The organism is Methanobrevibacter thaueri (assembly GCF_015062915.1).
In the GTDB taxonomy this organism is placed as follows: Archaea; Methanobacteriota; Methanobacteria; order Methanobacteriales; family Methanobacteriaceae; genus Methanocatella; species Methanocatella thaueri_B.
On the sequence record NZ_SUTJ01000003.1, the window covers coordinates 109,822 to 136,656 of the forward strand.

The following is a 26,835-nucleotide window of genomic DNA, read 5'->3' on the forward strand; positions in this document are numbered from 1 at the left end:
ATTAATTATGGCAGAGATATCAGACGCAATCGCAATGATAAAAAAAGCTGAATCTGATGCTGAACAACTCATTATTGATTCAGAGTCTCAATCAAAAGACTTAATCGCTGAATCTAAAGTTAAAGCTGAAGAAATTGTTTCAACAGCTAAGCTAGCAGCAGAAGACGATGCTAAAGATACTGTTTTTGATGCAGAAGATAAAGCTAAAAAAGAAGCACAAACTATTGCAGAGCAGTCCAAAGTGGAGGTTAAATCCTTAAAAGACAAGGCTATGGCAAATGTTGATGAAGCTGCTTCTATAATTGTCAAAAATATTTTGTAGTGTGAGATTATATGTTCAAGACAGCTAGAATGCGAAAAATTAGAATAGTAACACTGGAGAAGTATGTGGCTCCTACAGTGGACGCTCTCCACGAATCAGGGCTCATACAAATCAGTGATATTTCTGATAGCATTCAGCAAGATCCTGAATTAGCGGAATTAGTAACTCCTGCTAAAGCCACTCCATACACTGGTAAATTATCTTCACTTCTTATGAAAACAAACGGTATATCTGAACTATTAGGAAATTCTTTATCAGAAGGCCATGGGTTAAAAGACTTAGCAATGTCTTTTATTAGTCCAGATGTTCCAGTTCCAAAAGAAATAGATAAGTTAGACACTGAAGCTTTCATTGAAAAAGCTGAAGACACTCTATCCCAGGTGGAAGCTAAAACAAATGTTATTGAAGGGAAACTTTCCGCACTCGACGCTGAAACAAGTGAACTCAAGTCTAATATAACTTTGGCTAATCGCTTGTCTAATTTTGACATGGATTTAGCTGATTTAAAAGATTCTAAGTACACTTCTACTACTGTTGGAAGGATTAATGCTGGATCTGCTTCAGAAATCAAAAATGAATTAAGTAACTTGACTGATGAATTAGATATATTTACTGTTCCTGCGGATGATAAAGAAGGAGAAATTATCGTTGCAGTAACATTAAAAGAATTTAGTGATGATGTTTATTCAACACTTCGTAAATTCGACTTTGAGAGAATTGAAGTAGGTGATGTTGAAGGTACTCCTCAACAGATCATTTCAAATGCTGAATCAAGACTCTTGACCATTGAATCTGAAAGGGCATCTGTTAAAACAGAACTCAGAGCCGTTGCAGAACAATGGGATGACGATATATTAGCGCTCAAAGAACAACTAGAAAATGAAAAAGAAAAGAACGAAATTCTTTCATCATTTGTTCAAACCAAGGATGCTTACGTTCTTGAAGCATGGGTACCTGTAAAAGATACCGAAAAGGTTGAACAACTTGTTGAAAAAAGTTCCGATGGACATTGTGCCTTTGAAACAATAGAGGTTGAAGGTACTGATGATGAAAATGTTCCAATCCTACAACAAAATGGATGGTACGCAAAACCATTCGAATACCTTGTTGACATGTACTCCCCTGTACGTTACAATGCAATGGACCCAACAATTTTTGTTGCAATCACATTTCCATTCTTCTTCGGTTTCTGTTTGACCGATTCAATTTATGGATTGCTTGTAGCTCTCATTGGTGTGCTATTGTTAAAAGGAATGGGTAAAGTTAAAGAATCAATGCACTCATTTGGTTGGATCTTAATCTGGTCCGGTCTGTGGTCAGTTGTGCTGGGTCTTATAACTAACGGTTTCCTGGGAGACTTCCCGGAAAGAATGTTAGGTTACCGTTTACCAACTGTAATTCCTGCGGTTGAAGCATTTGTACATCCAGATACTATTTTGATAATAGCTATCATTGTTGGTCTTATCTACACCAATATCGGATTTATTTTAGGTGCTATTAACAACCTTAGATACGGTAATGTTAAAGACGCAATTGGTTCTCAAATTTGTTGGTTTGTTTTCGAAGCTGGTATTATCTTACTTGCTTTAGGATTCTTAATGCCTGCAATCGGAATGATTGGTATGGTATTAGGTGGAATATTAATAGTTGCAACTATTGGAATGTTAGTATGGGCTAACGGTGCATACGGTGTAATGGATATTTTCGGTTACATGGGAGACGTTTTATCTTACGCACGTCTTTTAGCTTTATGTTTAGCTACCGGTGGTATTGCTATGACCGTTAACATCTTGACCAACTTAGTCGGCGACATGATTCCATTCATTGGTTTCATCTTAGCAATCATCATATTCATTGGTGGTCACATTGCAAACTTCGCTTTCCAAGTATTAGGTGCATTTATTAACGCTTTACGTCTTAACTATGTAGAGTTCTTCTCACAATTCTTCATGGAAGGTAAAGGTAAATTCGAAGCTTTCAAAGCAAAAAGAACATTTACTAAAATTAAAAATTAAAAATTTTTCATTTATATCTTAAATTAAATTAAAAAAATCAATATTATTTCAAAGGTGAATTAAATATGGTAGAAATTGCTTTAGGTACTGCTTTAGCAGCTATTGGTGCTGGAGTAGCAATTGGTTTTGCTGGATTAGGTTCCGGTTTAGGGCAAGGTATGGCAGCTGCTGGATCTGTTGGTGCAGTTGCAGAAGACAATGACATGTTTGCAAGAGGTATTATTTTCTCTGCATTGCCAGAAACTCAGGCTATTTACGGGTTCTTGGTTGCAATCTTATTATTAGTTTTCTCCGGTTTACTCGGTGGAGGACAAGGATTACCTACTGAAGCAGGTATTGTTGCTATCGGTGTAGGTGCATCCATTGGATTTGCAGGTTTAGGTTCCGGTATGGGACAAGGTATGGCAGCAGCATCCTCCGTTGGTGCTATTGTAGAAGATAATGATATGTTCGCACGTGGTATTATTTTCTCCGCTTTACCAGAAACACAAGCTATTTACGGTTTCTTGATTGCTATTTTACTTATGGTATTCGGTGGAATCTTAGGTTAAGGAGGCATTTTATATGAGCTCAGGCACAAGTAAAATTGTTGAAAGCATTATGTCTGAAGCCCAAGAGAAAGCTGATTTAATCATTCAAGATGCAAATGCTGAAGTTTCAGCTATTCAAGCAAAAGCTGAAAAAACTGCCGAAGCTGAAAAAACAAAAATTTTGGAAAACGGTAAAAAACAATCTGATATGAGATATCAGCAAATTATCTCTGAAGCTAAGATGAATGCTCGTAGAGCAGAATTGGGCGCTAAAGAAGAAGTTATTGAAGCTGCTTTCAATCAAGCTATTGGAGAATTAAAAACAAAAGCTTCTTCTGGTGACGATGAATATGAAGATTCATTAAGTAAAATGATTAAAGAAGCTGCTGATGAAATCGGCGGTAATGATTTAATTATTCAATTAAATGAAGCTGATACAAATAAAATTAAACAAGAATTATCTGCAGATGGTGCAGACTCTTTCCAATTAGAAGGAATCAATTTCACAATAGGTGAACCTATTGATGCTATGGGTGGAGCTGTTTTAAAAACCGTTAATGGAGATATTGAAGTAAATAACACTATTGAAGCTAGATTAGAAAGATTTAAAAGTATCTTACGTAGTGAAGTTGCTGAAATTTTATTTAAATAATTAGGAGGATAAATTATGGCAGATGGAATTGCTACCTTAATAGGTTCATTGGGATTAACACAAGAAACCTTCCTGGTATTCTGTTTAATCGCAATACTTGTTGTAGGTGCAGTAGTTGTAATCATTACATCCAGACCAATTTTGGACATTTATCCTTATCTTAACCCAAGTGCAAGAGCAAGAGCTAGAAAAGGAAGGCTATTTGACGAAAAACAAATCTCCGAACTTGTTGAAACCAACAATGTCGAAGAAGTTGAAAACTATCTCAAAGGTTCTCCTGACTACGCTGATGTGTTAGATGACTATCCATTAGACAAAGCATTAGACGTTGAACGTGCTAATACTTATGATCTAGTTGCAAGATTAGCTCCTAAGGAAATTAAAAAGCCTTTTGCTACAATGTCCAAGAAAACAGACATTGACAACATCAAAAGTCTTTTAACCGCTAAGGAAGTTGGTCTTTCCCCTGAAGAAACAAGAGAATTATTAATTCCTTGTGGTTCATTATACGAAGAGTTAGAATCATTAGCTGACTCCGACAATGTAACCGATATCATAACAGGTTTAGATGGTACTGAATATGCAACAGCATTAGAAGATGCTCTTCCACAATATGAAGATACTAAAATGATTCTTCCATTAGAATCAGCTTTAGATAAATACTATTTACGCAAGTTATTACGTTCTACTGACGTTCCTTCAGATGAAAACAAACAAATATTATACTCATATGTTGGAACTCAAGTTGATGTAGCTAATCTAAAACTAATTATAAGGGCAAAAGAGGATGGCCTTGATTATGATGCAATCTCTCCTTATATATTAGAAGAAGGGTACCAATTACGTGAATGGAAACTTAAAGATTTAATGGAATCACCAGACGTTACTAACGTAGTCTCTGGTTTAGAAGGTACAAAATATGCCGACGCATTGACTGACGTAATGCCAGTCTACAACGAAACCGGTTCAGTTGCCGTATTCGAAAAGGCATTAGATCAATACACTTCAGACTATTCAAAATCTTTAGCTTCTAAAAAACCATTAGGAATTGGTCCAATTATTGGTTATTTAAGTCAAAAAGAAAATGAAATTAAGAATTTAAAAATTATTGCAAGGGCAAAAAGAGAAGCAGACTTCCCTAATTCTAAAATCATGGAGATGTTAATATGAGTTCAGTAGCAATTATAGGCGATATTGACACTGTTTCAGGATTTAGGTTAGGCGGTGTCAAAAAGGCAGAAGTAGTTAATACTCCTGACGAAGCTATCGCAGCTTTTGATAAATTTTTAGATGAAGAAATTTCAATTATTATCATTACTCAATTAATGGCTAATGAAATAAGAAATCACATTGATAGAAAAATTGGTTCAAGTGTTTTACCAATGATAATTGAAATACCTGATAAAGATGGGTCCTCTGAAGGTTCATCTGATCAAATAAATGACCTTATTAAAAGAGTTATTGGGGTAGAGATGGTTAAATGATTATTGAAGGAAATATTATTAAGATTGCTGGGCCTGTTATTATCGCAGATGGTATGAGAGGGGCTCAGATGCTTGAGATGGTTAGGGTAGGTGACGAAAAGCTTATCGGAGAAATCATCGAATTAGAAGGTGACACCGCAACTATCCAAGTATATGAAGAAACAGCCGGTATTCAACCGGGTGAAGTAGTTGAATGTACTGGTGGTCCATTGTCAGTAGAACTCGGTCCAGGTGTAATGAGTTCCATTTTCGACGGAATTCAAAGACCTTTAAGAATCATCAGAGAAGAATCTGGTGACTTCATTGCTAGAGGTATTGACGTAGACTCAATCAACAAAGAGAAAAAATGGGCATTTAAACCAGTAGCTAAAGTGGGAGACAAAGTAAAAGGCGGAGATGTGCTTGGTGAAGTACAAGAAACTACCGCAGTTTTACACAAAATCATGGTTCCTCCAACTATGGAAGGGGAAGTTACAGAAATCGCAGCAGAAGGCGAATACACTGTACTCGAAGACATTGCAGCAGTTGATGGAGAAAAAATCCAAATGCTCCAAAAATGGCCTGTAAAAAGAAGTCGTCCTTACATCGAAAAATTAGATCCAGACGTACCATTAGTAACTGGACAAAGGGCACAAGACACTTTCTTCTCCGTAGCTAAAGGAGGGGCAGCTGCTATTCCAGGTCCTTTCGGATCAGGTAAAACAGTTACCCAACAACAATTAGCTAAATGGGCAGACGCAGACATCGTTGTATACATCGGATGTGGAGAACGTGGTAACGAAATGACTGAAGTACTTACCGAATTCCCATTCCTCGACGACCCTAAGACTGGTAACCCATTGATGGACAGAACCGTTCTTATTGCTAACACTTCAAACATGCCGGTAGCAGCTCGTGAAGCATGTGTATACACTGGTATTACTATTGCAGAATATTACCGTGATCAAGGTTACGACGTAGCGCTCATGGCAGATTCAACCTCAAGATGGGCTGAAGCTATGAGGGAGATTTCTGGAAGATTAGAAGAAATGCCAGGGGAAGAAGGTTACCCAGCATACTTAGCATCCAGATTAGCACAATTCTACGAAAGAGCAGGAAGAGTAAAAACTATTGGAACTGAACCAAACGTTGCTTCTATTTCAGTAGTTGGAGCAGTATCACCTCCTGGTGGGGACTTATCCGAACCTGTTACTCAAAACACCTTACGTATCTGTAAAGTGTTCTGGGCGTTAGATGCATCTCTCGCAGATAAACGTCACTTCCCTTCAATCGACTGGTTACAAAGTTACTCATTATATGTAGACAGTATTGAAGGCTGGTGGGCTGAAAATGTAGCAGCAGATTGGAGAGCAACTCGTGACCAAGCTATGAGTTTATTACAAAAAGAATCAGAGTTACAAGAAATTGTACAATTAGTTGGTCCTGATGCATTACCAGAAACTGACCAAGCTACATTAGAAACTACCCGTATGTTAAGAGAAGATTTCTTACAACAAAACGCATTTGACGATGTAGATACATACTGTGCACCTGACAAACAGTACAAAATGTTAAAAACCATTTTATTATTCTACAAAGAATCTCTTGCAGCAGTTAACAGAGGAGCTCCAATCGCAAACATTGTAGCATTACCTGTTAAAGAAGAAATCGGTAAAATGAAATATATTCCACAAGATGAATTTGATGCAAAAATCGCAGAAATTCAATCCGCAATTACTAAACAATGCAGTGAGGCTTAAAAATGAATACAAATATTAAAACTAGAGAATATACTACTGTATCTGAAGTCTCAGGTCCTTTAATGGTTGTTGAAGGAGTAGAAGGCGTTGGTTACAATGAAATTGTAGATATTGAAACACCTACTGGTGAAAAAAGAAGTGGACAAGTTCTAGAAGTAACTAAAGATGTTGCTGTTATTCAAGTTTTCGAAGGAACTAATGATTTAAACACTAAAGATACAAAAACCAGATTCACTGGTCAAACCGCAAAAATCGGTGTATCCAGAGACATGATGGGACGTATCTTTAACGGTATCGGTAAACCTATTGACGGCGGACCTGAAATTATTCCTGATGAAGAATTAGATATTAACGGGGCACCAATGAACCCTGCATCCCGTGAATTCCCAGAAGAATTTATTCAAACTGGTATCTCTACCATTGACGGAATGAACACATTAGTAAGAGGTCAAAAATTACCTATTTTCTCAGGATCTGGTTTACCTCACAACGACTTAGCTGTGCAAATTGCAAGACAAGCTAAAGTATTAGGAGCAGACGACGAATTCGCAGTAATTTTCGCTGCTATGGGTATTACCAACGAAGAAGCAAACTTCTTTATGAGAGACTTTGAACGTACTGGAGCTTTAGAAAAATTAACAGTATTCATGAACTTAGCAGACGACCCTGCTATTGAAAGGATCTTAACTCCAAAAATGGCATTAACCACTGCTGAATACTACGCATTCACATTAGGTATGCAAGTATTGGTTATCTTAACAGATATGACCAACTACTGTGAAGCATTAAGGGAAATTTCCGCAGCAAGAGAAGAAGTACCTGGAAGAAGAGGTTACCCTGGTTACATGTACACTGACCTCGCAGGTATTTATGAAAGGGCAGGACGTATTGACGGTAAAGAAGGTTCAATTACTCAAATGCCTATCTTAGTTATGCCACAAGACGATATTACTCACCCAATTCCTGACTTAACCGGTTATATTACCGAAGGACAAATAGTATTAAGTAGGGAAATCTCAAGGAAAGGTATTTACCCTCCTGTAGACGTACTTCCTTCACTTTCTCGTTTGATGAGTGGTGGTATCGGTGGAGAAAAAACTCGTGATGACCACAGTGGAGTATCTGACCAACTCTATTCTGCATATGCAGAAGGTCGTGAATTAAGAGACCTCGTTGCGGTTGTAGGGGAAGAAGCTCTTACTGAAAGAGACCAAAAATTCTTAGAGTTTGCTCAAGCATTCGAAGACCAATTCATTACTCAAAGTAAAGATGAAGACAGGACTATCTTCGAAACATTAGACCTTGGTTGGAGTTTACTTAAAATCTTACCTAAAGCTGAACTCAAAAGGGTTAAAGAAGAATTTATTGAACAATACCTTCCAAAAGATGACTAATCTCATTACAGTAATGTAGGTGATTAAATGGCACAAGATATTATAGATGGAATTAATCCAACTCGTATGGAATTATTATCTCTTAAAAACAGGACTAAACTAGCTGTAAAAGGGCATGGTTTACTCAAGGAAAAAAGGGATGCATTAATCAAAGAGTTTTTTGATATCTTGGATCGTGTCAAAGGTATTCGTGAAAATGCAGAATTAAGTCTTAAAGAAGCAAATGAAGCTTTAGTTGAAGCTCAAATTGCTATGGGTGATTTGGCTGTAAGAAAAGCAGCATTATCCGTTAAAGAATCCATTGATGTGGAAATCACATCAAGGAGCGTTATGGGTGTTGCAGTGCCTGTTACCAATGTCCACATGGAAGAAAGATCCATCATTGACAGGGGTTACGGCTTTTCTGACACCACCATACAATTAGACGAAGCTGCAAAGAAATTCGAGGAATCTCTTAAGTACTTGATTGAACTTGGTGAAGTGGAAAAAACTATTTTCTTACTTGCTGAGGAAATCGAAGCTACTAAACGTAGAGTAAACGCTTTAGAGCACATTATGATTCCAAGATTCCAAAATACTGAAAAGTATATTGATATGAGACTCCAAGAAATGGAAAGGGAAAACTTTGTAAGATTGAAAATGATTAGGTCTACAATTGAGAAAAATGAAAAGGCTGCAGCAGCTAAAGAAGCTGAAAATGCAGAAGCTTAGATTTTTCTTAATTCTTCTCATTTTCTTTTATTTTTTATTATTTTTTTAATTAAACTTAAAATATTGATTTATTCTTGAAAAAAATTATTTTAACTTAGTTACTGTAAAAATTTTTTTTACTAGAAAATTATTGAAAACGTGTTTAAAATGAAAAGAAATCCAATTGACCAATATATGAAGGACCCGGATAATAAGGCCAAAGTATTTATCTGGATGACTCGTGCAATGATTATTACTACTTTTATGATAACAATTGGAGTAATATTGTTTATTCTTTATCTAGTTGGCATTTTATAGATGCTTCATTAACTATTTTACTGGATAATTCTACTTTTTTACATAATTTTTCAAAATCTTTATCATTATCTATGATTGTAAGCAAAGGTTCTGATTTTTCGGTGACGGATCCCATGTGCGGCAGGTCATAGATGTTGTCCAAGTCGATTTTTTCATACATGTTTCTATTTGGTGAATAGATTATTTTTTTATAGGAATAATATTGTGGTTTTGGAATGTTTATTATTTCACCCTGGCATGCCTTGATGTGTGCCTCGAGCATGTTGATTCCATATGATTTTTCAACACATTCAAATGTTCCCTGAAGTCTCGGATTTATCTCAATGACATACAATCCATTTTCATTCAGGATATAATCCACACCATTTGATCCAAGCAGATTGAATTTTTCAGCCAGTTTCTCACTTGTGTGTTTCATGAGGGTTATGATCTCATCAAGGTTTCCAACATTTGCCATGATTGACTTTTCAGTCAAGGGGAGGATGTTTCCCACATACACGAAACTGCTGTTGTGTTCAAAGTCATTCATTGTCAATAGTCTGGTGTGTGTTATGGCCTTTGCATCACTTTTGCTTGCAAGCACTGATGAGCTTAGGCTAATTCCATCAACATATTCCTGAAGGATAAATTCTCTACCATTAAATTCAAAGTCACTATCATTATTCAGTAGGTTTACATCATAACCCCCACTTCCTTGAAGGGGTTTTAAAATAAATTGACTTTCCGGATGAGAATTATTTATCTCAATGGCTTCACCTATATCATTCACACTAAAAGTCATAGGAGTTAGAAATTCATCCTTGATTTCATTATAGAATTTATACTTATCCTCAATATTTCCAATGTCAGTGTTTCCAAGAATCTTTTTTTGGTGACGTTTTGGAAAGTCTGTTGGGGATATGCCTGAAATTGGAATGATATGGTCAACCTCATCAAGGTAGTCCTTTGACACTTCCAGTAATGTTTCTGGGTTGAACTGATCTTCAAACACTCCGCAGCTTTCACCGTCACTTTCATTCAATATGATCTTTTGGTTTTCAATGGTTGGTGTGTCTGAAGTTGAAAAATAGCTGGTGGAATACACATCGTAATCTAGTTTTAATGCACTGTTAAGCATACTTCTTGTATCAATTCCAATAAGTAATAGCTTTTCCATAAAATATCAGTAAAAAAAGTTTTTAGTAGTCCCGAGCGGAGTCGAACCGCCGTCTCCGGGTCCAAAGCCTAGAAGGATTACCACTACCCTACGGGACTATCGTAATTGTACTGTGTACAACATTTAATATATCTTTATTATGTAGTATTTAAATTTATCGGTAATTTTACAACTTTTGATAAAATAGGCATTGCTCATGCCATAAACAGTTGGTGCATATTTCAGAAACGCTCTTTTTGCTTGTGAAAATCTCATCAATTTTCTCAAACAGTTCAACTGAGTCGTATTCCATGGAAATGTCCAGATGTTTCAGCACTTCCTCATCCATATGAACAATTCTTTTGTTCTGCTTTTCATCTTCACAAAGACCATCCTTAAGGTTTGGGCATTCAGCACAGATGTCATCAGGTGAGGATGTCAATGAGATGACTGTTCCAGGCTGTTTTCTAAGCCTATTGACTTCAGTCATGTTTCGGGTGAAGTTTTCATCATAGCCATAACCCTGAAAGCCCTTAAGGCACAACAGGTGATGACCTCTTAAAACAAGTTTCATTAAAATCAGTAAAAATAATAAAAAAAGAAAAAAAGTTTAAAAACTTTTTTTTTAGTCTTTTGGTAAAAATACTTTGGATACTGATGCAGCGCCCACAATCTTTACAATGTCTCCAGCAATGAATGGAATTAATCCCATCATTAAAAGGTCAACGATTCCGACACTGGTTCCTTGTGATGCAAGGAATAATGCAAGACCTGCTAAACCAGGAATGTAGATCAATGCGAAGTTTGCGATTGCAATGACTACAACCATTTTTCTAAAGCTGCGTGCATGAGCATACTTTTCAGTAATTAATCCAACAAAGTAAGATGCAATAACGAATCCTAAAAGGAATCCTCCAGTAGAACCTAATAATACTTCAAGTCCTCCGGTCATTCCACCGAACCAAGGGATGAATGCAGCACCTAAAACAACATAAAAGATTTGGCTTAGGCATCCATATTTTTTACCTAAGAATAGTCCAGAACATAATACTGCAAATGTTTGGGCAGTAATTGGAACTGGAGTCCATGGGAGTGGGATAATGATTTGAGCCATTATACCAGTAAAGCATGCCATCATCAATGACATTAAAATCTTGGTGGCGGTACTAGCATCTTGAATTCTTTCAAAAACGTTTTTCCTAGTACTATAATAATTTTCCATATTTATATTCATTTATTCTCCTCCAATTTTGAATCCCAATTAATCATTTAATTAATAATGATATTTATTATTTCATATAGTTCAATGTTTACTGAATAGTTATTAATTTAACGTTTTGTGGCTTTTTAACAATGTTCATTGATTTGAAAGCAACCAATTTGTTAATTCCTTTTTCAGATGCAACATCAACTAATCTTTGTGAAATGACTCCATCGAATATTACGGTATCGGCGGTGCCTTCAATATTCTTGATTTCCTCATAGATGTTTTCGACTTCCACCTCTTTGGTCATATTCAATGCTTCATCCAAGATAGCTCCGCAACCTGTTCCTTCAAATTCTTTAAGCATGTCTTTCATGAGGCTGACTTCATCATCCTCTATGACAGGTTCCGGTTCTTTTACAGGCTGGTGCTGTTTATTATTGCGGTTGTACCTTTGGTTTTTCCTGTTGTTCCTATTGTTTTCTCTTTTCTTGTTGTTGTTATTGTTGTCGTTCAAGATATTGGTTGATGCAAGGAACTGTGCTGTAGGGACTTTGTCTCTAAGCGCAACAAGAACTTCGTCCTTTTCAAGGTCTTCAACTTCTTTTCCTTTAGGTGCGCGAGTGATATAGTCCACATCACCAATTTGCAACAATTCTTTTAGGATCAATTCTCCGCCTCTGTCTCCATCTACAAATGCGGTTGTGGTCCTTTTTTTACTTAACTCTCCAATGGATCTAGGAACGCTTACTCCTTCCACTGCAACGGTATTCTTAATGCCGTATTTGAGGAGGTTCAATACGTCGCTGCGTCCTTCCACAACAATGATTGCGTCAGAAGTGTGTATGCTTGGACCAGCTGGAAGGCGGTCTTCACCGTATTCGGAAATTTCATGAACTCTCATTGCTTCCCTTACTTCCTCAATCATTCTCATGCTGGTTGGACCAACGCTTTCAACCATGTTCTTGTAGATTTCTTTTGCACGGTTGACGACTTGCTCCCTTTTGACAGCTCTTACATCCTCAACTTTTGAAGTGTGGATTTCTGCTTCACATGGACCCACCCTGTTGATGGTTTCAAGTGATGCAGCGAGTATGGCAGTTTCAACCCTGTCTAAACTGGAAGGAATTACGATTTCTCCTTTTGCCCTTCCACTGTTGGAGTGGATGTTGACTTGGATTCTTCCGATTCTTCCAGTTCTTTGGAGTTCTCTTAAATCTAAATCGTTACTAAGTAAACCTTCAGTTTGCCCAAATACTGCACCAACAACATCTGGTTTTTCAACAATACCATTGGCAGTAATTTGAGCATGGATTAAATATTTTGTTGTTGTTAATTCTTCACCTTTTCCCATATTTAAGCCTCCTAAGCTTATAAAATCGGGATAATTTATGTAATAAACTAAAAATATAAATTATTTTTAGGCGAGTAACTTGCATAAATTATACGATAATTTTTTGGTCTTTTTGACCTTTTATACACTAAAAAGAGTTAATACATTTGGAGATTGTTACTATTAAGGTATTACTATTTTTATCTATTTTTGGTTTGAATAATATAATTTTTATAACTTGATTTTGCCTTAATAATAAATTTTTCTCCTGTCTTTTGATTAATTAATAATAATAATTATAAATAATTGAATAAATGTAAATAAACTCTATGAGCATATAATGATTTTAAGTATATTTTTCAATACTCCAAATAATATTTTGGATAAACTAATATATAAAATATGTGAAATGTATTTTAATATTGGAGGATAATATATTAATGAAGTGATGAATTATGTCAATAAGTCCAAGTGATGTTTTAAATAGAAATAAAAATTTAAACAAACGTGTCAACATTGATAAAATTAACATAGATAATGTGACCATTGACGATTTGCAGTACAATGGAAAAAATTACGACGAATATATTAATCTGCAATCCTTACTCGAAAACTTATCCGCCTGCCAGATATCCGATGCATTCAACGGATTTACAAGAAGGTCAGGCGTCATCCAATCAATAAAACCAATCAATAACCAAAAGGTTTGGGGAACAATATTCACTGCCGAAACCGACTGCGACGACTGGGGAACATCTGCCCTTGCAATCGATGCTGCAAGCCCTGGAGACATACTGTTTTTCAAGGTCAACGGTGATGACAAGGCAATTTGGGGAGAGCTTGCATCCACATGCGCAAGGGACAATGGAATCAAGGCCACCGTAATATATGGTGCAGCCCGTGATCTTGACGCATTGTTATACATGGATTATCCGATTTTTGCAAGTGAATTCTGTCCGAATGCAGGTTCCGCTTTGGGACTGGGCAGTCTTAATGAATCCATTGACATTGACGGCTTTAAGGTAAATCCTGGAGACTTCTTCTTCGGTGATGAAACAGGCATTGTCATCATACCTAAGGAACTGTTTGCAAAGACCATGGCCGCAAGCCTTGCAGTAAAGATCAAGGAATCAAATATCATCAGCGACATCGCTGACGGCAAGACTCTGGCAGAGATAGTTGGCCTTGCGAAAAAATAGAAAAACATTTAAATAGAAATCAATTTTTATATATAAATATATCGATACATTTATATATAACCTATTTCTAATTATATAAATGATACAGATTTGATTTTAAGTTTGATTTTATGAAATTTTTAGGTAACAGTTTGCATGTAGCAAACTCAGGTAAATTGATAGCAAGATCTGATAAAACACCTTCACCAGGTGGAATTGTTTTTGACAGCAAGAAAAACAAGATAGGAAAGGTCAGCTATGTATTCGGACCTACAAAAAAACCATATATCTCCATTCGCCTATTCAAGTCAGCGAATAGGGATGAGATTCAAAAGAATAGTGGTGAAAAACTATTTGTATCAAAACCAAAATCTAAAAAACATAACAAAAGGAGGATGAGACCACGCCACAGAAAGTAAAAGAAACTCCTAAAAGAGTGCGCAAATCAGAAGTCGAAAATAGAAGATCAAGTGATGTTTACGACGATTCTAAACAAACAGTATGTCCTGAATGTGGTTCAACAGAATTAATTGGTGACTATGAAAGAGCAGAAGTAGTATGTTCCCGTTGTGGATTAGTTATTGATGAAAACCTTGTAGACATGGGTCCTGAATGGAGAGCATTCGACCATGAACAAAGAGACAAACGTACAAGGGTGGGAGCACCAATTACATACACCATTCACGATAAAGGTTTAAGTACCATGATTGACTGGAGAAACAAGGATATCTACGGTCGTGACATTCCTGCAAGAAACAGGGCTCAATGGTACAGACTAAGAAAATGGCAAAGGAAAATCAGGATTTCCGGAGCTACAGAAAGAAACCTTGCATTCGCTTTAAGTGAACTTGACCGTGACTCCTCAAGATTAGGACTTCCAAGAAGCGTAAGGGAAGCTGCAAGTGTGGTATATAGAAGTGCAGTGGACAACAAGTTAATCAGAGGAAGAAGTATTGAAGGAGTAGTGGCAGCATCATTATATGCGGCATGCAGACGTTGTAACGTTCCACGTACTCTAGATGAAATTGCGGATGTTTCACGTGTAACCAAAAAAGAGGTTGGAAGGACCTACAGGTTCCTAACCCGTGAACTGAACATTAAATTACCGCCAACTTCACCTGTTGACTATGTGCCAAGATTCGCATCAGAACTTGGACTGTCTGGTGAAGCACAATCCAAGGCCATTGAAATCATTGAAAAGGCAATGGAAAAAGGATTAACTTCCGGTAGAGGACCTACTGGTGTGGCAGCAGCTGCATTATACATTGCATCCGTTTTACTCGGTGAGAGAAAAACACAAAGGGATGTGGCAGACATTGCTGGTGTTACTGAAGTAACAATCCGTAACAGGTACAAGGAATTAACAGAACAACTAGAAATGGGTGTAACTTTATAGTTACCCATTTAACCTTTTCTTTTTTTATAATATTCTTTTAAAAATTAAAACATTGTAATTTGATGGTGCAGTGTTTATGCAACGATTTAATCTATTTTTTTGAGTATTGCTCAATTCTATAAATCAGTTCCTTAATGATTCCATCGTTATTGTAATTTTTAACTTTTGACAGTTTCTCCTGGTATTTAGGAAGTTTTTTCAAGAATTTTTCAAGTCTTTTTGCACTCATTACCTCATGGTATTCCCCATAGCCGAGCCTTTGGACATAATAACCGTTAAGAATCTGTTCAAAATTACCTTTGGCCGGAACTGAATATATAGGTTTTTTAAGTGTGATTGCCTCTGAAATGAATGTGAATCCTCCATTGCACACAACGGCCTTCGCACTGGCCAAATCATCATAGAAGACATCCTCATTGAACATCTTATATGTCAGGTTGCCGTCAACCTCTTCCTTGTTGAATCCGTAAACGATAAAGTTCTCATCCTTCAATGCCTTAAGGCGTTTAACAAGTTTTCCGCTTTCCTTACTTGTTTGATATACAATAATGTGATCTTCAACTGTCGGCTTCAACTTCAAAATGGCATCCCTGATGATTGGAGGGTAAATCACTGCATGATGGTTTCCCCTGACCTTCGGATAGAAGAAGCTTGTTATGATGTGTATCTTCGGCTTGACGACATAGGTCTTTATCACAGCCTTTGCCTTAAGCATCTCGAGCCTCTGGTTTTGAGGATATGAGATATTGGCCTGTGTGATTATGTGCATGTTGTCAAGGCTTATCAATGGAATGTTGAGAAGCTTGGACACGTATGTTGAGTATATCTCAAAATCGGTTACAATAACATCCGGGGACAGTTCCTTTGCCTTCTTATACAGTTCCTCATAGTTAGATTTCAGGTTATGAGGATTTCTCTTGAGGGCACTTACAAGGGTCTTGAAATTATCGACCTTGTTGTTGATGTAGACTGTGTTGAAACCGCCTATCTCATGGACGTTGTCGAATTTGGAATTAAGGTAATCGTATGCATTTCCATAAGTGAAAATGTAAACGTCATATTTTTCAATGAGTCTTTCGACAATAACTCCTGTACGGATTGAATGGCCCATTCCCTCACCGCAGACACAATAAAACACAACTTTCCTGTCTCTTACATGTGACTTTTTAAGGTTGTCCTGAATGCTTTTCACCCTTTCGACAGACTTGTCATAGTTCTTTTTCATCTTATTTAACTGTTCTGTCCTTTTGGAGATGCCCTCCATTTGTGTGGTGGTTAATCTTTCACGGCCATGGTCAAAGTTATAGTCCAGCTCTTCAGCATCGGTTCTTTTTCCTAAAAAGTCATTGACGGTACTTTTACCATACTGTTGGATTAAAGTCACGATTCCCTCTTCTTCAAGCCTTCTTGTGGAAACACCAATTTCAGCATTTCTAAGCACTCTGAAACGTTCCTTTTCAGCAATTCTTTCAATATAATCTGTGTCTTCACCGAATGTCAATGACTCGTCAAATCCGCCAACTTCATCATGCAGGGACTTTTTCACGATTATTCCGTAACACCCCGCACCATGCGGCTTGATTTTTTCAACGCCGATCATGAAGTAATTTGCAAAATCATGGAATATCTTGTCCTCGACCTTGTCGGATAATGGTTTCATCTTTGTGATTGCTATTCCAAGATGCTCCATCCTGAATTCATACAGCACATTTCTCAAATAGTCCTCAGTCAACTCCAAATCTGAATCCAAAAATAGTAGGTATTCCCCTTTTGCAACTTCAGCACCCTTGTTCCTGCCCACTGCCGGAAGACCTCCATCAACCACTACACAACCGTATGATTCAGCAATCTCTCTGGTTTTATCGGTTGAGTTGGCATCAGCCACAATCACTTCATAATCATCGAAACTTTGCATTTTGATGCTGTCAAGCAGTACTGGAAGGTACTCTTCCTCATTGTAGGTAGGTATGATAATGCTGAAAATCATATGTTAAGATATATTTTTAAAATTAATATATTTTTGTAAATTTGAGGGTTATTTCTAATTTCAAACCTTTATAATTAATTTCTTGAACAGGTTTTTCTTCCAATACATGTATGAAAATGATTAAAAATAATAATTCCTGAAAAATCGAGTTATGTTAATGTTTCAATTAAACATTGTTTATTCATTATGATTAATTTCTAAATCGTTCATTTTAATTTTAATGTTTTGCTAAATCGATTATTATTGATTTTAAATGTTTTGGTTCAGTTACAGTATGAAAATTTTTTCCGAGTAACTCCTGATTTTTCACACATTTCCCATTTATCATGAGTGGTAATGATTGTTTTATATATTAAGATTTAAAATGCTTCATTTTCCTAAAAATCACTTATTTTAACTTATTTTTTAAAATAAAGTGTTTACAGTTGAAATATATCTCTCTGTTATGTAATTAATTTTTAACATGGTCCTGTCTGCTCAGCATCATCATTGCAATGATTGTCAGTATGAATCCGCAAAACATTAATGGGGTTGGAATCTCTGTATAAATCAGGAATCCGAAAATCAATGCGGCAAATGGCTCGGCCCCTGAAAGGAAGATTGATGAGACTCCAGAGTCCATGTAATTCAGGCTCAATGTGGAGAAGACATATGGCAATGCAAATGAAAATGTGGAATGCACTATTAAAAAGACTATTGTAAGCAACGGATTGATGTTTACGAAACTGTTGATTTGACTGAAGTTTGTAAAAGGCAGCAATGCCAGTGAAATGAAGATTATTGAGTAAATCAGTATTGTATATGTATGGCTTCCGTTTTCAATTGATTTTTTTGAGGCCATAAGGTATATTGCCCAAAACAGTCCCGCACCTATTCCTGAAAGAATTCCAAATAGGGGAACGTTTGACATGTCTCCCTCTAACATTCCAGTCATCAGCACACATCCGAAAATGGCAAGAAGCATGCAGATCACCTTTTTGGATGTGATTTTTTCTCCAAAGAGGATGTATGCAAAAATCAGCACATAAATCGGAGCTATTGACAGTAACACCGCTGCAAGTGACAGTGGAACGGTGTTCATTGACTCATTGTAGCACAGGTTCAACCCAACGATGCACATTGCACACACTAAAAACAGTGGAATGTCCTTTAAATTTATTTTAAGCAGTTTCTTGTCTGTCAAAAGAATGGCTATCATCAATGGGAGGATTGCTATTGAAAACCTTAAAAACAGCAATGTTGTTGAATCTATTCCGTTCTGTGTCAGTGTACGCACAAAAACGCCACTGGATCCAAACATAAAACCGGCTAGTATGGGTAAAATCAAATAGAGCTTTTTCATGATATCACTATATATAAGAGTAAATGTTCCAGGAAACTGTATAGTACTCGCACGAATTCTTCAATGGGAATTTCAGGTCATTGATCAATTTCATCTCGTTATAGCTAGGGTCAATATGAAATGTAGTCTTGTTCAGGGCACTGTTGTTCTCATGGCTTATGATTTCACTACTTACGTTGCCCAAATCAAGATTTTCACTAGGATTTGCCACATCAACAGTATAATAGTCAGGTTCAGCACCTGCAAAGGCTATTGTGAATCTTAAAAATATCACCAAAATCACTGCAATGTAGACAAGGAGCCTATTGAATAGGAATCTGTATTGGCCGAATCCACGATTTCTGTAAACTGGCTGTATCAATTCGTTTTTTTCAAGCAATTCCTCGTCTCTAAGGACGCACCCTACGATATAATTTAGGTAATATCCATTTCTGTACACCAGGTAAAGGCCGAATATTCCTACATAGGAGGGTGTAGCAAACATTCCTCCGTCAATGATGCCGATTAAAAGGCAGCTTGAAAAGAATGCTATCAGGAAATTGGTAAGCCATGGGCGTTTCTGTGTGGAAAGCACAATTGTTGCAAACAATACGGGAATCAGTAAAATCACTAAAAATGCAAAACTTGGAAGGTATGCATATAGGCCGACTCCTGTGTTGATGTTGCTTTGAATGAACGGTCCCATTATTTTACTTAGAACCTCTCCCAAAATGGACTTTAACAGGTGAGTGTGCAGGATGCTTGTGGAACTCATGCCGTTAGTCATGGAGCAGAAAACAGTGTTGAGTCCAATGCCCATCTGCAGCCTGAACACCACTTCCAGAATGATTCCCAAAATCAATAAAACAGCACCTATCACAATGGAAATCTTAAGATATTTTGAAGTGTCGATTTCCCTATTGATGAGTTGGGGCAATATTAAAAACAAGCCTAAAAGACCAAAGAATATTATGTCCTTGCCTTTTGATGATCCCATTAGAAATAGATAGGTAATTGGTCTGATAATCGGATTAAATGCATCGGTTATGAATATTAAACCTGCAAAAATGATGAATGCCAATCCAATTAGTATAGTTTTATTAATCTTCATTAACAATAATATAATCATTAATACTTTAAATAGATATTTATGTTTCCAATAGAATTTTTCATAGGACTAATCCTGATAGGAATTGTCGCAGGATTTGCATCAGGGCTTTTGGGAATCGGTGGAGGATTCCTGATAGTTCCCCTTCAGTACTTCCTGCTCCAGTACATTGGTGTGGAATCCAACCTTGCAATGTTGTTATCCTTAGGAACAAGCCTGGCCATTATCATTCCAACATCCCTCAGCGGGGCATATAGGCACACTCGTCAAATGGATGGAATCATAACTCCTGGAATCCGATTGGGGATTTTTGGAATCATCGGAGGTGTTGTAGGAGGATTTGTGGCTTCCGGATTGCCGTCAAGAGTGCTTGAGATAGTGTTCGGATGCCTGTTGCTTTTCGTTGCATTCAACAATATAGCAAATATCAACAAGGAAAGGGAAGAGGCTAGAATTCCATTAAATATTGCTTCAACATGCATAATCGGATTGATTGTCGGTTTCTTATCAGGTCTTCTGGGCATTGGTGGAGGAGTGTTCATGATAGCTATTCTCACAGCCCTTCTTGGATTTTCCATGATTGAGGCAATAGGCACATCATCCATTTTCATCAGCCTCACAGCAATTGGAGGATTCCTGTCCTATGTGGTTTCAGGTTGGAGCGTAAGCACATTCCCATATTCAATAGGTTATGTCAGTCTGATTAATTTTGCATTGATCACCTGTTTTTCAGTGCCGTTGGCATCAGTCGGTGCAAAAATGGCGCATAGGGTGCCTCAAAAAAAGTTGAAGATAATCTTTTCCATTTTGGTATTGTATATGGGTTTGAAAATGTTGGGTATACTACCTTAAGGTGATAACATGAGTGAAGAGAGAAAAGTCGGTGAAAACTTCGATGCTGGCGAAGCGGACAGCATCTTTGACAAATTGAGAAATGTTGAAGGAAAAATAAAGCCAAAAAGGGACGGCAAGTTTGACAACATCACTTATATAATGCAGGAAGCTCAGCTTCTTGTAAAGGACAACAAATATGATGAAGCCATAAAATTATATAATGAAGTAATCTTCACATTGCCAGACTCCTCAAAGGCATATGAAGCATTAATGGACATATATCAAAAGCAGGGTGATGTTGAAGCCGAAAAAGACCTTTTAAAAAAAGCTATAAGCAACTGCAAAAAGAATGAAGAGTTCAAGAAAAGACTTAATCAGATTAAATGAGATTAATTCCCATTCCCATTGCAGTAATCTGTATATTGTCTCCGCCCAGTCCGATTAGGGAGTAATTGATGGATAAGTCTATAACTCCATTTCCTCCGTCATCCTTAATCTGTCTGGCCAGTTTAATTAGACATTTATCTTTTCCTTCTTTAATGTTTTTAAGCTTCTTTTTTTCTATAAGCTTAGGGTCCAGCTGCACCAGGCTGGTGTCCTTTTCAAGGATAACCTCACTTTGATAAATGCCAACTATCTCATGAGGTCTGTTTTTCATGTCTGTGCTTGTAATGAAAAAGAAATCAAGGCTGTTCAATTTCTCATTGCTTTCCTTCTCATCAAAATAAGGCACAACAATGGTTTTGATTTCCCGGTTTGAACTGTCCCAGAAAAATATTGGCCTGTTGTCAATTGCCTTTTTAATGCGCCTTGCAAGATATCTTAAATGTTTTAAAAATCCTGATATGATTCCTCCAAGAACAACCAGAAGGATATAGTTGACCAATGTCGGAAAGGCAGCCTGTAGTATGACAATTATTGATCCTGCTGTGATTAAATTGAATCCCAATGTAGGATTTTTTAAAATAAAACTGTAGATTGTTGTATCAATGAAAAGGATAAATGCACTTATTGCCCCCAGGTTTTCATTAAGCATTCTGTTTGCAATAATGGTTTCAGCATATCCTGCAGCCAATGGTGCGAATATAAGGCCGAGATTCCATCCGTAAATGTCAATGTGGAAAAATAAGAAAATTCCGTATACAATAAGTCCCACAGCAGTACCTAATGCAATGCAAAGAATGGCCTTTCGACGGAATTCGATATCGTATTCCTTATATTTTAATTTCATGGTTATTCGAATTTTATAGCAGTACCATAGGCGGTAACGAGTATGGTGTTTCCCATGGTACCTCCAAGATTGTCATATCCGATTTTAAGCCCGATAATGGCGTTTGCACCAAGGCTTTCAGCCTTTTCAATCATACTGTCAAGTGCAATGTCACGGGCCTTTTGTATTTCCTCTTCATATCTTGATGTTCTGCCACCCACAACATCACGAACTCCTGAAAACAAGTCCTTATAGATATTGGCACCGATTAGGGATTCTCCTGTAACTAATCCCTTGTATTCTATAATTTCCTTATTCTCAAGAGTGTTGGATGAGGTTAAAATCATTATATCACTATTTCAAGAATGTCATTACTGCCCAGATAATTAAAAATATTGCAATAACTACATATAAGATAATTTGAGATCTTTTTCTTTGGTTTAATCTAGCGTCCCAGACCTTTTGACAATCCGGTGAGCATACAAGTTCGTTCAATGGTATTGGTGTTCCGCAAATCGGGCAATGTTTATGTGGTTCTACTGCCATCTTATCATCTCCTTATATTTTAAAAAATTCTTTAGTATTCTTAGTAACTTGAATTGCTAACTCTTCAGCATCAATTCCCATGCATAATGCAATTGTTTCGAGGATGTGAGGTAAATATTTAGGTTCGTTTCTGTTCTTTTTAGGTTTCTTGTCAAAATTTTTAGGTATCAGAAATGGAGCATCCGTTTCAATCATTAGTTTTTCAGGTGGAATGACACTAACTGCTTCCTGCAGGTCTCTTCCCCTTTTCATATCACAAATCCATCCGGTAACTCCAATGTAACAGCCTAAATCAATATAATTTTGAGCTTCAGCCTTTGTTCCTGTAAAGCAGTGAACGACTGATTTTTCAATGATGTTATCATGTCTTTCCAATATGGAATACAGGTCTTTATGTGCTTCCCTTTCATGCAGGAACAATGGCATGTCGAGCCTTTCGGCAAGTTCCACTTGAGCCTCAAACCATTTTCTCTGAAGGTCCTGAGGTGAGAAGTTCCTGTTGTAGTCAAGACCGCATTCTCCAATGGCAACAACGCTTTCATTTTTAGCTATCTTTTCAAGTTCAAACATGCTGTGTCCATTGCATGTCTTTGCATCATGAGGATGAACTCCAGATGTTGAAAACAGAACTCCAGGATAATTTGAAGCGTATTCTGCAGCCATTTGACTTGAATGGATATTGGTTCCTGTGATGATGAACTGATTCACGCCAGCCTTGTTTGCTTCCTCGATTATCTCAACACGATCCTTTCTGAATGACTTGTGCATCAAGTTCAAACCAATATCGATTAAATTATCCACTGACAATCACCTATTCGTTAATGATTCTGGTTCCGATGTTTTCCCCGTTGACCGCCTTGATTAGGTTTTCAGGTTCAAATCCGTTGGTAATGACTGTTTCCAAATCGGATCTTTTAATCATCTGAACAGCGGTGGTGTCGAAGAACTCATATGTTCCTGCTTTAACGTCCTTTCCGCTTAAGAATTCCAACAAGTCTGTTGCGGTGATTTCAGGGACAAGTTCAGCATCATCAAACTTGTTAGGGTCTTTGGTATACATTCCGTCAACTGATGTAAGGTTGATGAGCTTGTCAGCTTGAATGTACTCTGCAAGTATTGCAGACACTGCATCTGTACTGTGTGCAGGTTCAGTTCCTCCCATAACAATGATTTTTCCGGTAGCTGAGAATTCCAAAGCTTCCTGGAAGTTATGAGGAACTCTTTGATATGCTGCATCACCAAGTGCTGATAACATCAGTTTAGCATTGATTCTTGTAACTTCAATACCTATGTCATCACATTGAGCTTCACCAGCGCCTAAGTCACGCACTACGCTGATGTATTCCCTTGCAGGTTTTCCTCCACCCACAACAACGAACAGTTCATGTTCAGTGGCCAAATCCTTAAGGATTGCACTGTATTCCTGGAATTTTTTACAATCATATTCCTTGAGTAAAATTGATCCTCCAATTGCAACAACAATTTTCATATATTCACCTTATATGTAATGTATCTTTTAGATATTATATAAGTTTTAATAAGGAAAAGAATAATAATTAACTTCAATGAGTTTAGAAGAACAAATTTATCTTAGAAAATCCTGCAGGAATTATTCAGATGATGTAATTGACATGAACATCATTCATGATTTCATGGCAAAAGTTAAGCCATTGGATGATTCAATCGATTATCGCTATGACATACTGAATGCGGATGAAGTCAATATACGCACCAGATGGTCTGCACCATACTATCTGGCATTGTACAGTGAAAAGAAAGGAAATTACATGGAAAACATTGGTTTTGTATTTCAGCAACTTTCACTTTACCTTCAAAGTATTGGTATAGGCAGCTGTTGGGTCGGCATGGCTTCACCTAAGGTCAAGTCTGATAATTTCATAATAACAATATCCTTTGGAAGGTCTGATGATATTACAAGGGACTTAAGTCGATTTAAGAGAAAATCATTAATGAAGATATCTGACATGGAAGATGAAAGGCTGATTCCTGCCCGTCTTGCACCATCTGCAATCAACTCACAGCCATGGTACTTCAAGCATGTGGATGGTGGCTTTGATGTCTATCAGAAAAAACAGAATATCCTCAAGCACCAGGTTCTTAAGAACTGGAACCCAATTGATGTTGGAATTGCCTTAGCGCACATGTACGTGGCCAATGAAAACACATTTGAATTTTATAAAAAAACTGATTTTGAAAACGTTAAGGGCTACACTTACACTGGCAGCATTAAAATTTAAAAAAAAGAAAAGGTTAGAGGATTTTACGCGTCCTCTGCTGTTAAACCTTTGAATAATATTCCTGCAATCACTGCACCGACAATTGGTGCTAAAATGAATACCCAAACTTGCTGTAAAGCTTGACCGCCAAGGAATAGTGCAGGTGCTAAACTACGTGCTGGGTTGACGGATGTTCCGGTTAATGGAATTCCTAAGATGTGCACGAATGCAAGGGTTAAACCGATTACAATACCGGCAACCGCTCCATTTTCCGCTTTTTTAGTAACACCAAGCACGGTGAATACAAATACAAAGGTTAGGATAATTTCTACAAGTATTGCTCCCACTACATTTAGACCAACGCTGGATGCTGATCCGAAACCGTTTTGACCGAGTCCGGTTGCAGTGTATCCTCCAAGGCTTGGAGCGCAGTTAATGATTGCTGCTAAAAGGGCAATACCAATTATTGCACCGATACATTGGAATACTATGTATGATACTAAGTCTTTTGCTTCCAGCCTGCCGTCAATCCACATACCGATTGAGACTGCAGGGTTTACGTGACATCCTGAGATGTCACCAATGACGTAAGCCATTGCAATTATGGATAATCCGAATGCCATTGCAATTCCGAAATTTCCTAAAACGGAACCTGCTACGGCTGCACTTCCACAACCGAACAGCACAAGAACCATTGTTCCTATTAATTCTGATATATATCTTTTCATAAGTTTACCTCAAATAATATTAATTGTCTTTTATTTAAAACCTTCTTATTCTTTTGTAAAGTAAATATGCAAGGAATAAAACGAATAATATTAATACGAATGGGAATATGTGTAGTAATATTGAATCGTTAACTTTATCGAAGTGATATTCACTTTCAAAGCCCATATGCTTAACATCTGTATGATTTTGTGTAATCTTTGCAAAGTTGTATAATAAGTCGTAATAGCCGATGTGTGCTCCATCATATTCAATTGAATCAGGGGCTCTGCCATTCTGGTCCATATAATCTCTGACGATACCGGCCATCTTGAAGTAATCGTAAACTGAATATGTGTCCTTTGCCATGAATGAAACGCCCATTGGATCTTCAGGTCCGTCATATGCCTTTGGAATGTCCAGTCCGTTTCCATTCAAGTATGAACTGGTTTGGTATAATAGTTGCGGAGCAGTATAGTTACCGTAGGTTCCGCTCATTTCCTTATCGCCGCTGCTGATTAGGGCCTTGCTTGCGTTTGCCATGACTGCAGGCTTTACGATGTTGTGGGTGACCAGTGAGTCACTGTAAATCTTTGTGTCGTTTCCATGGGTATTTACGATGTCCACAATCTCCTGTGCAATCTGCTTGTTCATGTTCTCGTCATACCTGTCAAGGATTCCATCGTCAGTGTTTTCAGGGAATTCCTTTGCAGGCTGGACATAGTAGACTCCTCCATTTTTCAGGAATGTTCCTGGGTCATGCATTCCTGCAAGGCTTTCGTTGGAGTAGTTGTCGTCCCATGCTCTTCTAAGGAAATTGGTATGGTTATCCAAGTCATAATCTCCCACATTGACGAATACTATCTGCTTGTTGGTGTTCAGTGTGGATGTGACCAGCTGCAGGTAGTTTCCGGCATCTGATGCGGCCAAACATATGCTCACGTCACTTGTAACCTCGATGGCTCTCCATCCCTCTCCTGCGGCAGGAGCCTGGTTGTCAACAATTACCTGGAGTTCTCCTCCACTTATTTCTTCTATATAACTTTTAAGTGAGTTTAATACTTTTAAATCTGTATCATGGTCTACAATATTGTCTGATGTGATGAAAACGGTTTTTGCCGCACTCACATCCTGAATGACAGGGGCAATAACAAGTAGGGCCATGATCAATATTGCAATCTGTTTTTTCATATCTCTAACCTAAACTTTTGTTATATTCTATTTTTTATCTTTATGAATAAAATATTTTTTTACACTCCTTTCAATATTGATATGAAAATCAAGTATTATGCTTTATTTTTAATTTTGAAATATCTGAGTACATAGTTTTAAATATTAACTAATTATAAAGTCATTTTGAGGATTTAGAAAGATTATCTTTTATTTTGAGTTGAATTTTGCTTTGGAAAATTCTGATTTAACCGACAAATTGGGATAATCAATGAATTTGGTCAGTTTATTTGCTGAAAATATTCTGTGGCAGGCAATTAATTAATA

The 26,835-nt window shown here is 37.2% G+C and carries 29 protein-coding genes and 1 tRNA gene; 15 read left to right on the plus strand and 15 right to left on the minus strand.

Annotated features, from left to right (window positions below):
- The first annotated feature begins 7 nt into the window (after positions 1 to 7).
- From E7Z78_RS03070 to E7Z78_RS03110, 9 genes are all read left to right on the plus strand, one after another.
- On the plus strand, positions 8 to 322 hold the full coding sequence (locus tag E7Z78_RS03070) for an HrpE/YscL family type III secretion apparatus protein (RefSeq protein ID WP_303723717.1): 315 nt from the start codon (positions 8 to 10) through the stop codon (positions 320 to 322).
- Between the two features lie 11 nt (positions 323 to 333).
- Positions 334 to 2,337 (plus strand): V-type ATP synthase subunit I, encoded by a 2,004-nt coding sequence (locus E7Z78_RS03075; protein WP_303723718.1) that lies wholly within the window; start codon positions 334 to 336, stop codon positions 2,335 to 2,337.
- 65 nt (positions 2,338 to 2,402) lie between these two features.
- Complete coding sequence (locus tag E7Z78_RS03080) at positions 2,403 to 2,888, plus strand: V-type ATP synthase subunit K (protein WP_069573492.1); 486 nt, start codon at positions 2,403 to 2,405, stop codon at positions 2,886 to 2,888.
- A gap of 13 nt (positions 2,889 to 2,901) precedes the next feature.
- Positions 2,902 to 3,519, plus strand: coding sequence for a V-type ATP synthase subunit E (locus E7Z78_RS03085; RefSeq protein ID WP_303723719.1), 618 nt, complete (start codon positions 2,902 to 2,904; stop codon positions 3,517 to 3,519).
- A 15-nt stretch (positions 3,520 to 3,534) separates the two neighbouring features.
- Positions 3,535 to 4,689, plus strand: coding sequence for a V-type ATP synthase subunit C (locus E7Z78_RS03090; protein WP_303723720.1), 1,155 nt, complete (start codon positions 3,535 to 3,537; stop codon positions 4,687 to 4,689).
- Positions 4,686 to 5,003, plus strand: a complete 318-nt coding sequence (locus E7Z78_RS03095) for a V-type ATP synthase subunit F (protein WP_303723721.1) — start codon at positions 4,686 to 4,688, stop codon at positions 5,001 to 5,003. The genes E7Z78_RS03090 and E7Z78_RS03095 overlap by 4 nt, the downstream gene beginning before the upstream one ends.
- On the plus strand, positions 5,000 to 6,742 hold the full coding sequence (locus tag E7Z78_RS03100; RefSeq protein ID WP_303723722.1) for an ATP synthase subunit A: 1,743 nt from the start codon (positions 5,000 to 5,002) through the stop codon (positions 6,740 to 6,742). The genes E7Z78_RS03095 and E7Z78_RS03100 overlap by 4 nt, the downstream gene beginning before the upstream one ends.
- A 2-nt stretch (positions 6,743 to 6,744) precedes the next feature.
- Positions 6,745 to 8,136 carry a V-type ATP synthase subunit B gene (locus tag E7Z78_RS03105; RefSeq protein WP_303723723.1) on the plus strand — a complete coding sequence of 464 codons (1,392 nt, stop codon included), beginning with the start codon at positions 6,745 to 6,747 and terminating at the stop codon, positions 8,134 to 8,136.
- Between the two features lie 27 nt (positions 8,137 to 8,163).
- Positions 8,164 to 8,847, plus strand: a complete 684-nt coding sequence (locus E7Z78_RS03110; protein WP_303723724.1) for a V-type ATP synthase subunit D — start codon at positions 8,164 to 8,166, stop codon at positions 8,845 to 8,847.
- A gap of 268 nt (positions 8,848 to 9,115) precedes the next feature.
- Here the strand turns inward: E7Z78_RS03110 and E7Z78_RS03115 are convergent, their stop codons facing one another.
- From E7Z78_RS03115 to dnaG, 5 genes are all read right to left on the minus strand, one after another.
- Entirely contained in the window at positions 9,116 to 10,300 is a 1,185-nt protein-coding gene (locus E7Z78_RS03115; protein WP_303723725.1) for an ATP-grasp domain-containing protein, read from the minus strand.
- Positions 10,301 to 10,326: 26 nt separating this feature from the next.
- Positions 10,327 to 10,398: transfer RNA gene (locus E7Z78_RS03120), tRNA-Gln, on the minus strand.
- Positions 10,399 to 10,466: 68 nt separating this feature from the next.
- Positions 10,467 to 10,853, minus strand: coding sequence for a DUF1284 domain-containing protein (locus E7Z78_RS03125; RefSeq protein WP_303723726.1), 387 nt, complete (start codon positions 10,851 to 10,853; stop codon positions 10,467 to 10,469).
- Positions 10,854 to 10,904: 51 nt separating this feature from the next.
- Positions 10,905 to 11,507, minus strand: a complete 603-nt coding sequence (locus E7Z78_RS03130) for a biotin transporter BioY (protein WP_369693463.1) — start codon at positions 11,505 to 11,507, stop codon at positions 10,905 to 10,907.
- Positions 11,508 to 11,589: 82 nt separating this feature from the next.
- Positions 11,590 to 12,837: a DNA primase DnaG gene (gene dnaG, locus E7Z78_RS03135; protein ID WP_303723728.1), complete on the minus strand. Its 1,248-nt coding sequence runs from the start codon at positions 12,835 to 12,837 to the stop codon at positions 11,590 to 11,592.
- A 434-nt stretch (positions 12,838 to 13,271) separates the two neighbouring features.
- On the opposite strand from dnaG, the gene E7Z78_RS03140 reads away from it, so the two are divergent.
- The 3 genes from E7Z78_RS03140 to E7Z78_RS03150 all read left to right on the plus strand — a co-directional run bounded on the left by E7Z78_RS03140 (position 13,272) and on the right by E7Z78_RS03150 (position 15,390).
- Positions 13,272 to 14,015 (plus strand): RraA family protein, encoded by a 744-nt coding sequence (locus tag E7Z78_RS03140; RefSeq protein WP_303723729.1) that lies wholly within the window; start codon positions 13,272 to 13,274, stop codon positions 14,013 to 14,015.
- A gap of 110 nt (positions 14,016 to 14,125) precedes the next feature.
- Positions 14,126 to 14,413 carry a Gar1/Naf1 family protein gene (locus tag E7Z78_RS03145; RefSeq protein ID WP_303723730.1) on the plus strand — a complete coding sequence of 96 codons (288 nt, stop codon included), beginning with the start codon at positions 14,126 to 14,128 and terminating at the stop codon, positions 14,411 to 14,413.
- Between the two features lie 17 nt (positions 14,414 to 14,430).
- Positions 14,431 to 15,390, plus strand: coding sequence for a transcription initiation factor IIB (locus tag E7Z78_RS03150; RefSeq protein WP_303723731.1), 960 nt, complete (start codon positions 14,431 to 14,433; stop codon positions 15,388 to 15,390).
- 91 nt (positions 15,391 to 15,481) lie between these two features.
- Here the strand turns inward: E7Z78_RS03150 and E7Z78_RS03155 are convergent, their stop codons facing one another.
- The 3 genes from E7Z78_RS03155 to E7Z78_RS03165 all read right to left on the minus strand — a co-directional run bounded on the left by E7Z78_RS03155 (position 15,482) and on the right by E7Z78_RS03165 (position 19,809).
- On the minus strand, positions 15,482 to 17,377 hold the full coding sequence (locus tag E7Z78_RS03155; RefSeq protein ID WP_303723732.1) for an MJ1255/VC2487 family glycosyltransferase: 1,896 nt from the start codon (positions 17,375 to 17,377) through the stop codon (positions 15,482 to 15,484).
- A 451-nt stretch (positions 17,378 to 17,828) separates the two neighbouring features.
- Positions 17,829 to 18,719 (minus strand): DMT family transporter, encoded by an 891-nt coding sequence (locus E7Z78_RS03160; RefSeq protein WP_303723733.1) that lies wholly within the window; start codon positions 18,717 to 18,719, stop codon positions 17,829 to 17,831.
- Between the two features lie 7 nt (positions 18,720 to 18,726).
- Entirely contained in the window at positions 18,727 to 19,809 is a 1,083-nt protein-coding gene (locus tag E7Z78_RS03165; RefSeq protein WP_303723734.1) for a hypothetical protein, read from the minus strand.
- 39 nt (positions 19,810 to 19,848) lie between these two features.
- Between E7Z78_RS03165 and E7Z78_RS03170 the strand changes: the two genes are divergently transcribed.
- Entirely contained in the window at positions 19,849 to 20,658 is an 810-nt protein-coding gene (locus E7Z78_RS03170) for a sulfite exporter TauE/SafE family protein (RefSeq protein WP_303723735.1), read from the plus strand.
- A 9-nt stretch (positions 20,659 to 20,667) separates the two neighbouring features.
- Positions 20,668 to 21,027, plus strand: a complete 360-nt coding sequence (locus E7Z78_RS03175; RefSeq protein WP_303723736.1) for a lipopolysaccharide assembly protein LapB — start codon at positions 20,668 to 20,670, stop codon at positions 21,025 to 21,027.
- On the opposite strand, the gene E7Z78_RS03180 is transcribed toward E7Z78_RS03175, so the two are convergent.
- Genes E7Z78_RS03180 through pyrH form a run of 5 tightly spaced genes read right to left on the minus strand, consistent with a single transcriptional unit; the run spans position 21,020 to position 23,885 of the window.
- Positions 21,020 to 21,871: a hypothetical protein gene (locus E7Z78_RS03180; RefSeq protein WP_303723737.1), complete on the minus strand. Its 852-nt coding sequence runs from the start codon at positions 21,869 to 21,871 to the stop codon at positions 21,020 to 21,022. The two genes, E7Z78_RS03175 and E7Z78_RS03180, sit on opposite strands and share 8 nt — an antisense overlap.
- Positions 21,872 to 21,873: 2 nt before the next feature.
- Positions 21,874 to 22,197, minus strand: a complete 324-nt coding sequence (locus E7Z78_RS03185; RefSeq protein WP_303723738.1) for a YbjQ family protein — start codon at positions 22,195 to 22,197, stop codon at positions 21,874 to 21,876.
- A 7-nt stretch (positions 22,198 to 22,204) separates the two neighbouring features.
- Positions 22,205 to 22,396, minus strand: a complete 192-nt coding sequence (locus E7Z78_RS03190) for a DUF2116 family Zn-ribbon domain-containing protein (protein ID WP_303723739.1) — start codon at positions 22,394 to 22,396, stop codon at positions 22,205 to 22,207.
- 12 nt (positions 22,397 to 22,408) lie between these two features.
- Positions 22,409 to 23,197 (minus strand): TatD family hydrolase, encoded by a 789-nt coding sequence (locus E7Z78_RS03195; RefSeq protein ID WP_303723740.1) that lies wholly within the window; start codon positions 23,195 to 23,197, stop codon positions 22,409 to 22,411.
- A 10-nt stretch (positions 23,198 to 23,207) separates the two neighbouring features.
- Complete coding sequence (gene pyrH / locus E7Z78_RS03200) at positions 23,208 to 23,885, minus strand: UMP kinase (protein WP_303723741.1); 678 nt, start codon at positions 23,883 to 23,885, stop codon at positions 23,208 to 23,210.
- Between the two features lie 76 nt (positions 23,886 to 23,961).
- Here pyrH and E7Z78_RS03205 point away from each other — a divergent pair, with 76 nt between their 5' ends.
- The gene (locus E7Z78_RS03205; RefSeq protein WP_303723742.1) at positions 23,962 to 24,654 is read left to right on the plus strand and encodes a nitroreductase family protein; all 693 of its coding nucleotides are present in this window, start codon (positions 23,962 to 23,964) and stop codon (positions 24,652 to 24,654) included.
- Between the two features lie 23 nt (positions 24,655 to 24,677).
- On the opposite strand, the gene E7Z78_RS03210 is transcribed toward E7Z78_RS03205, so the two are convergent.
- Together E7Z78_RS03210 and E7Z78_RS03215 are read right to left on the minus strand one after the other, a co-directional pair.
- On the minus strand, positions 24,678 to 25,361 hold the full coding sequence (locus E7Z78_RS03210) for an MIP family channel protein (protein ID WP_303723743.1): 684 nt from the start codon (positions 25,359 to 25,361) through the stop codon (positions 24,678 to 24,680).
- 34 nt (positions 25,362 to 25,395) lie between these two features.
- The gene (locus tag E7Z78_RS03215) at positions 25,396 to 26,529 is read right to left on the minus strand and encodes an adhesin (protein ID WP_303723744.1); all 1,134 of its coding nucleotides are present in this window, start codon (positions 26,527 to 26,529) and stop codon (positions 25,396 to 25,398) included.
- Between the last annotated feature and the right edge of the window lie 306 nt (positions 26,530 to 26,835).

Coding starts and splice junctions, on each gene's coding strand:
- E7Z78_RS03140 (WP_303723729.1), top strand. CDS start 13,272: ATGTCAATAAGTCCAAGTGATGTTTTAAATAGAAATAAAAATTTAAAC.
- E7Z78_RS03090 (WP_303723720.1), top strand. CDS start 3,535: ATGGCAGATGGAATTGCTACCTTAATAGGTTCATTGGGATTAACACAA.
- E7Z78_RS03105 (WP_303723723.1), top strand. CDS start 6,745: ATGAATACAAATATTAAAACTAGAGAATATACTACTGTATCTGAAGTC.
- E7Z78_RS03145 (WP_303723730.1), top strand. CDS start 14,126: ATGAAATTTTTAGGTAACAGTTTGCATGTAGCAAACTCAGGTAAATTG.
- dnaG (WP_303723728.1), bottom strand. CDS start 12,837: ATGGGAAAAGGTGAAGAATTAACAACAACAAAATATTTAATCCATGCT.
- E7Z78_RS03165 (WP_303723734.1), bottom strand. CDS start 19,809: ATGAAGATTAATAAAACTATACTAATTGGATTGGCATTCATCATTTTT.
- E7Z78_RS03075 (WP_303723718.1), top strand. CDS start 334: ATGTTCAAGACAGCTAGAATGCGAAAAATTAGAATAGTAACACTGGAG.
- E7Z78_RS03180 (WP_303723737.1), bottom strand. CDS start 21,871: ATGAAATTAAAATATAAGGAATACGATATCGAATTCCGTCGAAAGGCC.
- E7Z78_RS03190 (WP_303723739.1), bottom strand. CDS start 22,396: ATGGCAGTAGAACCACATAAACATTGCCCGATTTGCGGAACACCAATA.
- E7Z78_RS03155 (WP_303723732.1), bottom strand. CDS start 17,377: ATGATTTTCAGCATTATCATACCTACCTACAATGAGGAAGAGTACCTT.
- E7Z78_RS03110 (WP_303723724.1), top strand. CDS start 8,164: ATGGCACAAGATATTATAGATGGAATTAATCCAACTCGTATGGAATTA.
- E7Z78_RS03070 (WP_303723717.1), top strand. CDS start 8: ATGGCAGAGATATCAGACGCAATCGCAATGATAAAAAAAGCTGAATCT.
- pyrH (WP_303723741.1), bottom strand. CDS start 23,885: ATGAAAATTGTTGTTGCAATTGGAGGATCAATTTTACTCAAGGAATAT.
- E7Z78_RS03100 (WP_303723722.1), top strand. CDS start 5,000: ATGATTATTGAAGGAAATATTATTAAGATTGCTGGGCCTGTTATTATC.
- E7Z78_RS03095 (WP_303723721.1), top strand. CDS start 4,686: ATGAGTTCAGTAGCAATTATAGGCGATATTGACACTGTTTCAGGATTT.
- E7Z78_RS03125 (WP_303723726.1), bottom strand. CDS start 10,853: ATGAAACTTGTTTTAAGAGGTCATCACCTGTTGTGCCTTAAGGGCTTT.
- E7Z78_RS03085 (WP_303723719.1), top strand. CDS start 2,902: ATGAGCTCAGGCACAAGTAAAATTGTTGAAAGCATTATGTCTGAAGCC.
- E7Z78_RS03215 (WP_303723744.1), bottom strand. CDS start 26,529: ATGAAAAAACAGATTGCAATATTGATCATGGCCCTACTTGTTATTGCC.
- E7Z78_RS03210 (WP_303723743.1), bottom strand. CDS start 25,361: ATGAAAAGATATATATCAGAATTAATAGGAACAATGGTTCTTGTGCTG.
- E7Z78_RS03205 (WP_303723742.1), top strand. CDS start 23,962: ATGAGTTTAGAAGAACAAATTTATCTTAGAAAATCCTGCAGGAATTAT.
- E7Z78_RS03160 (WP_303723733.1), bottom strand. CDS start 18,719: ATGAAAAAGCTCTATTTGATTTTACCCATACTAGCCGGTTTTATGTTT.
- E7Z78_RS03185 (WP_303723738.1), bottom strand. CDS start 22,197: ATGATTTTAACCTCATCCAACACTCTTGAGAATAAGGAAATTATAGAA.
- E7Z78_RS03115 (WP_303723725.1), bottom strand. CDS start 10,300: ATGGAAAAGCTATTACTTATTGGAATTGATACAAGAAGTATGCTTAAC.
- E7Z78_RS03175 (WP_303723736.1), top strand. CDS start 20,668: ATGAGTGAAGAGAGAAAAGTCGGTGAAAACTTCGATGCTGGCGAAGCG.
- E7Z78_RS03080 (WP_069573492.1), top strand. CDS start 2,403: ATGGTAGAAATTGCTTTAGGTACTGCTTTAGCAGCTATTGGTGCTGGA.
- E7Z78_RS03170 (WP_303723735.1), top strand. CDS start 19,849: ATGTTTCCAATAGAATTTTTCATAGGACTAATCCTGATAGGAATTGTC.